Origin of the sequence: Lichenibacterium minor, assembly GCF_004137685.1 — a bacterium.
In the GTDB taxonomy this organism is placed as follows: Bacteria; Pseudomonadota; Alphaproteobacteria; order Rhizobiales; family Beijerinckiaceae; genus Lichenihabitans; species Lichenihabitans minor.
Window position 1 is genome coordinate 1 of record NZ_QYBB01000076.1, and the last position, 10,372, is coordinate 10,372.

General features: G+C 73.7%; 9 protein-coding genes. 2 read left to right on the top strand and 7 right to left on the bottom strand.

All coding sequences use genetic code 11. The features are described 5' to 3' along the window. Positions 1-294: 294 nt before the first annotated feature. The gene (locus D3273_RS26065; protein WP_129229879.1) at positions 295-1,488 is read right to left on the bottom strand and encodes a hydantoinase/carbamoylase family amidase; all 1,194 of its coding nucleotides are present in this window, start codon (positions 1,486-1,488) and stop codon (positions 295-297) included. 169 nt (positions 1,489-1,657) lie between these two features. On the opposite strand from D3273_RS26065, the gene D3273_RS26070 reads away from it, so the two are divergent. Continuing rightward, positions 1,658-2,284 carry a LysE family translocator gene (locus D3273_RS26070; protein ID WP_129229880.1) on the top strand — a complete coding sequence of 209 codons (627 nt, stop codon included), beginning with the start codon at positions 1,658-1,660 and terminating at the stop codon, positions 2,282-2,284. Between the two features lie 145 nt (positions 2,285-2,429). Here the strand turns inward: D3273_RS26070 and D3273_RS26075 are convergent, their stop codons facing one another. From D3273_RS26075 to D3273_RS26085, 3 genes are all read right to left on the bottom strand, one after another. Continuing rightward, entirely contained in the window at positions 2,430-2,876 is a 447-nt protein-coding gene (locus tag D3273_RS26075) for a hypothetical protein (protein ID WP_129229881.1), read from the bottom strand. 118 nt (positions 2,877-2,994) lie between these two features. Then, positions 2,995-3,519: a PRC-barrel domain-containing protein gene (locus D3273_RS26080; RefSeq protein ID WP_165359707.1), complete on the bottom strand. Its 525-nt coding sequence runs from the start codon at positions 3,517-3,519 to the stop codon at positions 2,995-2,997. Between the two features lie 110 nt (positions 3,520-3,629). Next, positions 3,630-4,616, bottom strand: a complete 987-nt coding sequence (locus D3273_RS26085; RefSeq protein WP_129229883.1) for an SDR family NAD(P)-dependent oxidoreductase — start codon at positions 4,614-4,616, stop codon at positions 3,630-3,632. A 125-nt stretch (positions 4,617-4,741) separates the two neighbouring features. Here D3273_RS26085 and D3273_RS26090 point away from each other — a divergent pair, with 125 nt between their 5' ends. Further along, positions 4,742-6,286: a Ppx/GppA phosphatase family protein gene (locus D3273_RS26090; protein ID WP_129229884.1), complete on the top strand. Its 1,545-nt coding sequence runs from the start codon at positions 4,742-4,744 to the stop codon at positions 6,284-6,286. Positions 6,287-6,303: 17 nt separating this feature from the next. Here D3273_RS26090 and D3273_RS26095 read toward each other — a convergent pair whose 3' ends face one another. From D3273_RS26095 to D3273_RS28530, 3 genes are all read right to left on the bottom strand, one after another. Further along, positions 6,304-7,311, bottom strand: coding sequence for a phosphoribosylaminoimidazolesuccinocarboxamide synthase (locus D3273_RS26095; RefSeq protein WP_245501400.1), 1,008 nt, complete (start codon positions 7,309-7,311; stop codon positions 6,304-6,306). 338 nt (positions 7,312-7,649) lie between these two features. Then, complete coding sequence (locus D3273_RS26100) at positions 7,650-10,028, bottom strand: putative bifunctional diguanylate cyclase/phosphodiesterase (protein ID WP_165359708.1); 2,379 nt, start codon at positions 10,026-10,028, stop codon at positions 7,650-7,652. A 72-nt stretch (positions 10,029-10,100) separates the two neighbouring features. Continuing rightward, positions 10,101-10,372, bottom strand: a 272-nt coding sequence (locus tag D3273_RS28530) for a hypothetical protein (protein WP_165359709.1), incomplete at its 5' end; no start/stop codon positions are given.

The window sequence follows — 10,372 nt, forward strand, 5'->3', positions numbered from 1 at the left end:
GCCGTCGTCGACCCAAAAATCCAACCGCTTCCCGACGCCCGCGACACCACACCAGCCCAGGGGAGGTGAGCAATTACCACCGAAGCGGTTTTGACTGATGAGCGGCAGCTGTTCGGCGGTCGCCGTCACTCTAGGAAGCGTCTTCAACTCGATCCTCTCACGCACGTCACGGTTCGAAGTATGCCGGCCTCACCGATCGCACCCGCCTTCCGGTGAACGGTCGCACATACTTGCCTTCCAGACAATGGTTGCGGTTCGGATGGCCGCTTGGGTTGGTCCCCTGCCCTCCAACCCTCACCCCAACAGCCTTTCCGCCGCCGCCGCCATCACCCGACACCCCAGTTCCAGATCCTCCCGCGTCGTGTCCTCCGTCCAGTGGTGGCTGATGCCGCCGATGGACGGCACGAAGAGCATGCCGACCGGCAACCGGCTCGCCAGCACCTGGCTGTCGTGCAGCGCGCCGCTCTGCATCCTGCGCCACGCCCCCGGGCAGAGCGCGTCCGCCGCGCCTTCGAAGGCCGCCACGATCCCCGGATCGCAGGGCTCGGGCTTCAGGCGCGCCACCGCCTCGATCGTGGCCGGGCAGCGCTCGCGCCGGTCGCTTTCGCGCACCAGGGCGCGCAGGCAGGCCTCCATCCGGTCCAGCACGGCGTCGGACAGGTCGCGGAACGAGAAGGAGACCTCGCAGCGGCCCGGGATGACGGCCGGCTGGTTGGGCTCGACCACGATGCGGCCGGCCGTCCACACGCTGTGGTCCCCGCAGACCTTGGGGAACTCCGCGTCGATCGCCGCCAGGAGGCGCACGGCCGAGAGCGCCGCGTCGCGCCGTTCCGCCATGGTGGTGCCGCCGGTGTGGTCCTGCTGCCCCTCGAACGTGATGAGGAACGCGCGCAGCCCTACGATGCCGGTCACCACGCCGATGCGCTGGTCGCGGCGTTCGAGCTGCGTCCCCTGCTCGATGTGGATCTCGAGCGCGCCCCGATAGCGGCCGGGCTCCAGCGCCATCCGCGGCAGCCCGACGAGGCCGGCCCTGGCCAAAGCGTCGCGCAGCGGCACGCCGTCCCGATCGCGGGCCGCGTCGATCTCCGCGTCGTCGAGGTCGCCGACGAGGCTGCGGCTGCCGAGCATGTTGCCCCAGTGGCCCTCCTCGTCGGCGTAGACGCCGACGTCGACCGGCAGGCCGGCGCGGGCCAGAGCGAGCGCGGCCGTGACGCCGAGCGCGCCGTCGAGCCACCCTGCGCGGTCCTGGGTCTCGATGTGGCTCCCCACCAACAGGCGCGGCCCGGAACCGCGATGACGGCCCAGGAGGTTGCCGATGCCGTCCATCCGGGCGTCGAGCCCCAGGGCGTCCATCTCGGCCAGGAGCCAGCGCCGGCTTTCCATGTCCTCGGCGCCGAAGGTCGGCCGGTGCACGCCCGTCCTGTAGGTGCCGATGGTGCGCAGGTGGTCGAGGTCGGCGAGGAAGCGCCGGGTGTCGACGGTGATCATGGGGGACTCCGCGGTGGGGCGGTGGGCGGGGCGGCGGGATCCCACATCGGTCCACCCTGACCGGCCCGGCGTCAACCGCGCCACGGGACGGCCCAAAGGGATGGCTTGCCGGCCCGGCGCGGACGGTCCAGCATCGGCGCCGTCGACGGCCCCGCCCCGGACGAGACCCATGTCCCCCCACACCCTCCTCGCCTTCGCGCTCGCTTCCGCCCTGCTCGGCCTCGTGCCCGGCCCCGGGGTGCTGTCCATCGTCGGCTACGCGGTGGCGTCCGGGCGGCGGGTGGCGCTGGCGTCGGTGGCGGGGATGATGGCGGGCAACGCGCTGGCGATGACGCTGTCGCTCGTCGGCGTCGGCGCGCTGCTGGACGCCTCGGCGCTGGCCTTCGCCGTCGTGAAATGGACCGGCGCGCTCTACCTCGTCGGGCTCGGCATCGTGACGCTGCTGCGGAGCCGGGCGGCGGCCGACGCGACGGGCGCCGCCGCGCCCCGGCCCGTGGGGGCCCGCGCGGCCTTCCTGGGGAACGTGCTGGTGGGGACGTTCCACCCCAAGACCATCGTGTTCTTCGTCGCCTTCGCGCCGCAGTTCATCCGCGCGGACGCCCCCTACGCGCCGCAGGCGGCGCTGCTGGTCGCCACCTTCTGCGGCGTCGTGGGCTGCACCGACACGCTCTATGCGCTGGGCGCCGCCCGCGCCGCCCGCCTGCTGCGGGGCCCCCGCGCCGCGCTGTGGACGCGGCGCGCCGGCGGCGGCGCGCTGGTCGCCTCGGGGCTGGCGATCGCGGCGGCGCGCGACTGAGAGCCCGTGAACGGATGCCCTTCGGCCGAAACCGAGGGAGGTTTCCGCGATGTCTTCGGACGGCATCCGGACACAGATCCGAACCGTCTACGGATCCCGAGCGGCGCCGGCCCCCGCCACGGGCAGGCGAGCCCCACGCCGCGCTTCAGTAGCCGATGGGCCCGACCGCGCTCGAATCGCAGCCGACGAGGCCGAGCGTGCAGCCGTAGGTGGTGCCAGGCGGCACGTAGGTGGCGCCGTAGCGGTAGCCCGACGGGTAGCCGCCGCCGGGCGCCGGATAGGCGGTGTAGCTCGTGTGCGCGGAATAAACGGTGCGCGGCACCGCGACGGTGCGGCGTTCCAGCCGCGTGCGCGGCACGTAGACGACGCGCGGCACGAGGCGGGTGCGCGGCACCAGCACGGTTTCGCGGGCGTAGCGCGTGTGCGGCACGTAGGTGGTGCGGGGCACCACCAGCGTGGCCGGGCCGGTCTCGACATAGGCGGGGGGAGCGCCGAAGCCGCAATCGCAGTCCTGCGCGGCGGCCGGCGCCGCCGGCGCGAGGGCGAGGGGGGCGGCCAGAAGGGCGGCGAGGGCGGCGGGAACCAGGCGCATCGAAGGGACTCCAAGGGGGCGGCACGGTCGCCGCGGGGCCGGGCGCCCACCGCCCGGACCGTGTGAAACCAACATCGCGCGCCGGCCGTGCGCGTCCACCCGCCGTCGCGGAACGGCGTTAACGCGCGAAGGTGAAGGCGGGCGCCGCCTTGAGCTCCTCCGCGGTGACGTCGACCGTCGCGTGGTCGGGCCGCGCCGTCGAGCGGGCCGGCGCCGCGGTCGCGCCGGGGGGCGCCGCCGCGGTTTCCACCGGCACGGCGGAGCCGGCCGCCATGCCGGGCTCGGTCGGCATGCCGTTCGCGCTGTCCGGGGTGCCGACGGCACTCGCGCCCGGCCGCGGCTCCTGCGTGAAATGCAGCGACGCGAAGGGCAGCGCCACGTCCTTGCGGCCGAGGCCGAGGAAGCCGCCGACGCCGACCACCGCCGCGACGGCGCGGCCGTCGTGGTCCAGCAGCACGTCCGACACGGTGCCGACCGGTTTGCCGTCCGGCCCGAGCACGTCGACGCCGACGAGCCGCGACGCCCGCCACAGGTCCGGCCCCTGCCCCGCCAGGAACGGGCCCGACTGCGCCAGCGCGGCCGCCGGGGACAGGAGCGGCGCGAGGGCGAGCGCCGCCGCGAAGCTGAACGGGATGATCGTCATGGTGTGGTCCCCCGGCGCCGTTCGGTGCCGGGGCGCCCGCTTCCCAGAACCGCCCGGCACCGCCGGGAGTTGCGCCGCCCCTCCGCGATCGAGGGGGCCGCGCGCCGGCATCAGTCCGCGCGCCGCTCCGCCGCCAGCACGGCGCCGGCCAGCACGGCGAGGCCGGCCACCGCGAGGCCGAGGCTGATGGGCCCGGCCGAAGGCAGGCCCTTGCGGGCCAGCGCGCCGCCGCTGGCCGTCGTGCCGGCCGGGATCGGCGCCCGCAGCGCGCCCTCGGTGCGGGGCGCCGGGCCGGCGCGGCGCACGAGCCAGCGGAACAGCGCCCCGGTGGCGAGCTCGGTCAGGCGCGGGGACAGCGCGTAGGCGGCCTGCCCGGCGCGGGCCGGCCAGCCCACCGCCACCTCGCCGCGCGGGTGGCGCGCCACCCCCAGGATGGCGGACGCCACGTCGCCCGCCGTGTACAGGAACGGGCCGGGGTCGATGCGCTTGCCCGACGCGTTGGCGAGGTGCTCCAGGCCCGGGGTGTCCACCATGGCGGGGAACACGCCGCAGACGTGGATGTCCTCGCGCGCCTCGAACTGCTGGCGCAGGCTGGCGTTGAAGCCGCGCAGCCCGAACTTGCTCGCCGTGTAGGCGGCGGCGAAGGGCACGGGCGCCCAGCCCCCCATCGACACCGTCGAAACGAGAACGCCCCGGCCCCGCCGCTTGAAGATCGGCAGCGCCGCCGCGGCGCCGTTCATGGCGCCGATGAGGTTGACCTCGATCGTCCTGCGGTGGAGGTCGACGTCGGCCTGCTCGTAGGGGCCGAACACGCCCGTGCCGGCGACGTTGACCCAGGTGTCGACGGCGCCGAAGCGCGCCAGCGCGGCCTCGGCCAGCTTTCCCACCGCGGCGGCGTCGGTGACGTCGGTCGGCACCGCCAGGGCGCGGCCGCCCGCGGCCCGGCATTCGAGCGCGAGCGCGTCCAGCAGTTCGGCCCGGCGCGCCGCCAGGACCACGTTGGCGCCTTCCCCGGCGAAGGCCAGGGCGGTCGCCCGGCCGATGCCGCTCGACGCCCCCGTGACCACCACTGTCGTCCCCTCGATGCGTCGTGCCATGGCCCCGCCCTCCCCGCCGTGCGATATCGGGGACACAACGCGCGCGGGCCGTCGTGAGTCGCACACGGGGATCTCGGGGAGCCGGCGCGCATTCGGTCAGCGCAGACATCGCCGGGGAGGCCCGCTTGGATCAGCTCGTCACGACAGGCGGAGGAGCCCCACCCCGCCCGCTCGACCTCGACAGCGCGCGGGCGCTGGCGGCCGGGGACGGGCCCTACGGCATCGTCGACATCGGGTCAAACTCGGTGCGGCTCGTCGTCTACGAGCGGATGGCGCGGGCACCGCTGCCCCGCTTCAACGAGAAGAGCCTGTGCCGGCTCGGCGAGGGCCTGGCGCAGACGGGCGCCATCCATCCCGACAACTTCCGCCGCACCGTGGAAGCCGTGCGCCGCTTCCGCGCCATCGCGGACGCCATGGGGGTGGCGCGGCTCGACGCCACCGCCACGGAAGCGATGCGCCGCGCCACCAACGGCCCCGACCTCCAGCGCGCCATCACGGCCGAAACCGGGCTGCGGATCCGCATCCTGTCGGGCGCCGAGGAAGCGCGCCACGCGGCGCTCGGCGTCATCTCGGGCTTCTTCCGCCCCGTGGGGCTCGTAGGCGACATGGGCGGCGGCAGCCTCGAGGTCGCCGAAGCGCTCGACGACCGGGTGGGCGAGCGCTGGGTCAGCCTGCCGCTCGGCGCCCTGCCGGTGGAAGCCCTGCTGGAGAAGGGGCCGGACGCCGCCAAGCGGGCCGTCGACGCCCTGCTGGCCGACGGCCTGCCGCCGGCGCTGACGCGGCCGGTGTTCTTTCCCGTCGGCGGCGGCTGGCGCGCCATCGCCAAGGCCCACATGGCGCAGGCGGGGGCGCCGGTGCCGGTGGTGCACGGCTACACGGTCGACACGGCGGCGATCCGCGCCTTCGCCAAGACGCTGTGGCGCCCGGCCAAGCCCGGGGCGCCCCCGGCCGGCGTGCCGGCCCGCCGCGCCCGCACGCTGCCGGCCGCGGCCCTGGTGCTCGACCGCACGCTGAAGCGGCTGGCGCCCGAGAAGGTCGTGTTCTCGGCGCTGGGCCTGCGCGAAGGCTGGCTCTACGCGCAGCTCCCCGAGGCGGAGCGGCGGCGCGATCCCCTGGTCGAGGGCGCGGCGCTGATCGGCCTGCCGGCGGCGCGCGTGCCGCGCTTCGCCGCCACCCTCGTGCCCTGGACGGCCGAACTGTTCCCGGGGGAAACGGAAGCCGAGACGCGGCTGCGCGTCGCCGCCTGCGCGCTGTCCGACATGGGCTGGCGCGACCACCCGGACCTGCGCGCCGCCGAGATGTTCCGCCGCGTCCTGCAGTTCCCCTTCATCGGCATCGAGCATCCCGAGCGGGCCTTCGTGGCCTCGGCCCTCCACGCCCGCTACAACGGCAAGGCCGACGACCCGGCGCTGCTGCCCGCCGCCGACCTCCTGTCCCGCGCGACGCGCCGCCGCGCCGCGGTGCTGGGCAAGGCCCTGACGCTGGCCTACCGGCTGTCGGCCGGCGTGCCCGAGGTGCTGGAAGGCTCCCGGCTGAAGGTCGGCACCGACCGCGTGACGCTGGAGGTCGGCCGCCTCGCCCGCGTGCCCGACAGCGAGGTCGTGGCCGAGCGCCTGGCGGCGCTGGCGTCCGCCATCGGCGTCAGGCGGAGCGAGGTCGTCGAGGTGTGAGGCGCCGGGCCGGCGCCCTACGCGCCGGCGCCGGGCGGGTGCGCCGCCATCCAGCGCGCCACCGCGGCGGCCACGCGCGCCGCGGGGGCCTCGCCCGTCGCCGGCGGCACGATCGCGGCGCCGGTCAGCCGCTCGAACAGGCCGCAATACACGCCCGCCGTCTCGATGCGGACCTCGTCGGGGATCTCCGGCACGGGTTCGCGGTAGGGGTCGCAGCGCGCCCGCACCCAGCGCCGCACCATGTCCTTGTCGAAGGCGTCCGGCGCTTCGCCGCGCTCGAACCTGGCGTCGTAGGTGGCGCCATCCCAGTAGCGGGACGAGTCGGGCGTGTGGACCTCGTCGGCCAGCACCACCGTGCCGTCGGGGTCCACGCCGAACTCGTATTTCGTGTCGACGAGGATGAGGCCGCGCTCGCGGGCCCGCGCCTGGCCGAAGGCGAACAGCGCCAGCGCGTGCTCGCGGGTCCGGTCCCAGGTGGCAGCGTCGACGAGGCCGAGCCGCGCCACGTCGTCGGGGCCGAGGGGCTCGTCGTGGGCGCCGTGGTCGCCCTTGGTGGTGGGGGTGATGACCGGCGCGGGGAGGCGCTGGTTGTCGCGCATCCCGTCCGGGAAGGCCTGGCCGTAGAGGCGGCGCGCCCCGCCTTTGTACATGGTCAGCAGCGACGTGTTGGTGGACCCCGCGAGGTAGCCCCGCACCACGACCTCGACGGGCAGCATGTCGAGCCGGCGGCACACCGTGACGTTGGGGTCGGGCACGGCGATCAGGTGGTTCGGGCAGATGTGCCGCGTTCCCTCGAACCAGAAGCGCGACAGCTCGGTGAGCACCTGCCCCTTGAACGGGACCGTGGTGAGGTTCAGGTCGAAGGCGCTGAGGCGGTCGGTCGCCACCATCAGGCGGCGCTCGGCGTCGAGGTCGTAGGACTGGCGCACCTTGCCGACGTGGGGGTCGGGCAGGCCCGGGATCGCGATGTCGGACAGGGTGTGGGCCAGGGCGGCCCGCGCCGCATCCGTGAACTGTTTCTGCACCGCGTGAGCTCCCGACCCGCCGCGACCGGCCCCGCCGCGTTCGTCGACGGTTTAGGTGCGGGGGCCCGCGGCGGCAACTGCGAAACGCGGACCCGTTCGCCGAGGGAGCCGCGGCGCGACCGGATCACGGCGACCGCCCCCCGGGACGACACCGTGCGACCGCACCGGTGGAGCAGAGATCGATGGCGAGGGCGAACCGAACGGACGGCACGGTCGCGGCTCGTCCCGCTCGGCCGCGGGCGTCGCGGTCGCGCGCGGGCTGGCGGCCGCGGGCCGGCGGTCAGGATCTCGGACCGCCGGCATCACGCTGGACATCGACATCGATCCTGCGGATCGCATCAGGCATGGCCCGCCTCGACTTGCTCTGATGCCCGCGTTCCGACCTCCGGATGTCCACCAGGCTCGGCCTTTCCGTGATCGCGCATGTAACGCGCGATCTGTGAAGCGGGGAGCGGGCGGCTGAGCGCGTAGCCCTGGAACGTGTCGCAGCCTTCGGCGCGCAGCAGTTCGAACTGGTCCAGCGTTTCGACGCCCTCGGCCGTGACGGCGAGCGACAGGCTGTGGCTCATGGCGACGACGGCGCTGATGATGGCGCGCGCGCTGGGGTCGGCCCCCATCCGCTGCACGAACGAACGGTCGACCTTCAGCTTGTTGAGCGGGAAGCGGTGCAGGTAGGACAGGCTGGAATAACCCGTCCCGAAGTCGTCCAGCACCAGGCTGACGCCCAGGCCCCGCAGCTGTTTCAGGGTTTCGAGCGTCCTTTCCGTGTTGTCCATCAACACGCCCTCGGTGATCTCCAGCTCGAGGCGCTCCGCCGCCAGCCCGGTCTCCTCCAGAACCGTCATGACGGTCGCGAGGAGGTCGCCGCGAATGAACTGCGCGGGAGACAGGTTCACGGCGATGCGGCACGAGGACTGCCATTCGGCGGCGGCCGCACAGGCCGTGTGCAGAACCCAGCGGCTGAGCGGGATGATCAGCCCGCTCTGTTCCGCGATGGGGATGAACTCCGAAGGCGGGATCGGCCCCCGCTCTGGATGGTTCCATCGCACGAGCGCTTCGCACGAGGTGATCTCGCGGTCGGGGCCGAACAAGGGCTGGAAGGCGAGCGCGAGGCCGTCGGCGGCGAGGGCTGCCCGCAGCTCGGTTTCGAGGGCGTGACGCGCGCTGATGGACTGGTCCATGCCGGTCTCGAACAGGCTGTACCACCCGCGACCGTTGTGTTTCGCCTGGTAGAGCGCGATGTCGGCCTTCTTGAGCAGCAGCGTCGGGTCGGTCCCGTCCTGGGGCGCCAGGGCGATGCCGATGCTGGTCCCCACGGTGGCGACGTTGCCCTCGAGCTCGAACGGGTCGATCAGCGCCGCGATGATGGCCTTCGCCGCTTCGACTGCCGCGAACGGCTGCTTCCTTTGGCTCTGGACCACCACGAACTCGTCGCCGCCGATCCGCGCGACGAAGGCGCTGTCGTCGAGGGCCGCCCGGATACGGTCGGCCACGTTGCGGAGCAGGAGGTCGCCTGCCGCGTGGCCGAGCGTGTCGTTCACCAGCTTGAAGCCGTCGAGGTCCAGGCACAGCAGCGCGACCGAGGTGCTCGCGCGGTCGGGCCGGGCGAGCACCTCCTCCAAGCGATCCTTCAGGCTGACGCGGTTGGGCAGCCCCGTCAGCATGTCGTGATGGGCCAGGAAGCGGATGCGCGCTTCCGACGCCTTCCGTTCGCGGATGTCCCGCAGGGCGGTGGCGACGGCGGGCGCTCCGCCGTAGATGACGGGACGGGACAGCATCTCCACGGGGATGCGCTCCCCGCGCGAGGTCACGACCTCGGTTTCCCGGACCGAGCTCGTCCCGACGGCCGCCCCGGAGGCCGCGTCGTTCACCGACGCGATGAAGCGCTCGACGGGGCTGGAAAGGGCCTCGCTCAGGTGGAGTCCCAGCATGTCGGCCAGGCTTTCGTTGGCGTCGATGATCTCGCCGTGGCGATGGATCAGGATGCCCTCGAAGGTGCTGTCGGCCAGCTGCCGCAGGCGGCTCGCCTCCAGCCGGTCGCGCGCGTCGGTCCGGTTGTCGACCAGGGAGCCGAAGAGGCACAGGACCAGCACGACCGCGCCCTCGGTCGCCCCGATCACGACGAGGGGGGCCGAGGACAGGTCGTCCGGCTGGTCGATGGCGCTCATCCAGGCCTCGAGGGGCAGGATGGAGGCGAGCGACCCGATCGGCAGGAGCGCGCCCGCGAACCCCGTGACGACGACCAGGAAGGGCAGGCGCCACGTCTGGTCCGCGTGCCGGAAGGCCACGACCCAGCACGCCGCGCTGACCAGCATCACCACGACCACGCCCGACAGGTCGTAGGACAGGGCGAAGGGTCTCACCAGGCCCGTCATGGCGACGAAGATGAAGCAGGACTGGCCGCAGGCGAGGAGCGAGCCGCTCAGCATCGCGGTCCGAGCGGAGCGGCGCATCAGCAGGGCGCAGCCGAGCGCGACCGCGCTCGCCACCGTGTCGGCGGCGAGCGCGGCGGCGGCCCAGCCCACCGGCACGGCGGTCTTGATCAGGGGGAAACCCGCGCGCAGGGCGAGCAGGAAGGTCAGCCAGGACGTCGCCGCGAGCACGACGGTGAAGCCCGAGATCCGGAGCGTCAGGCTGCGCAAGCGCGACGGCGGGCGGAAGCCGACCAGCAGCGCGAGGCCGTTCCCGGCGAGCGCCACGGCGACGATGCCGATCACGCTTGGCACATCCCGGATTTGGATGATCGCTGCGAGAAGATGTATCATGCCGGCGTTACACTCTGTCCACGATCAAAAATCTGCCTTGACGCCCGCGAAGATGCGCCGCTCCACGGGAACACCGGCCGTTTCCGTCTGCGTCGCGGCGTTGAACTGTTGAGCGGTCAGCGACGCCGTGACGGCGTCGGTGATGTGGTAGGCGAGGTGCGCGTCTGCGGTGACGTAGTCGGCCACCTTCACCGGAACGGGGAGGAAGCTCGTGGCGGTGGTGTGGAAGTCCTGGTACTCGGACTGCCAGCGCGCCTGCAGGTCGACGTCGAAGCGCCCCCAGCTGTAGCCGAGCC

Excerpts from the sequence above, each read along its gene's own strand:
- D3273_RS26065 (WP_129229879.1), bottom strand. The coding sequence starts at position 1,488 with ATGATCACCGTCGACACCCGGCGCTTCCTCGCCGACCTCGACCACCTG.
- D3273_RS26070 (WP_129229880.1), top strand. The coding sequence starts at position 1,658 with ATGTCCCCCCACACCCTCCTCGCCTTCGCGCTCGCTTCCGCCCTGCTC.
- D3273_RS26075 (WP_129229881.1), bottom strand. The coding sequence starts at position 2,876 with ATGCGCCTGGTTCCCGCCGCCCTCGCCGCCCTTCTGGCCGCCCCCCTC.
- D3273_RS26080 (WP_165359707.1), bottom strand. The coding sequence starts at position 3,519 with ATGACGATCATCCCGTTCAGCTTCGCGGCGGCGCTCGCCCTCGCGCCG.
- D3273_RS26085 (WP_129229883.1), bottom strand. The coding sequence starts at position 4,616 with ATGGCACGACGCATCGAGGGGACGACAGTGGTGGTCACGGGGGCGTCG.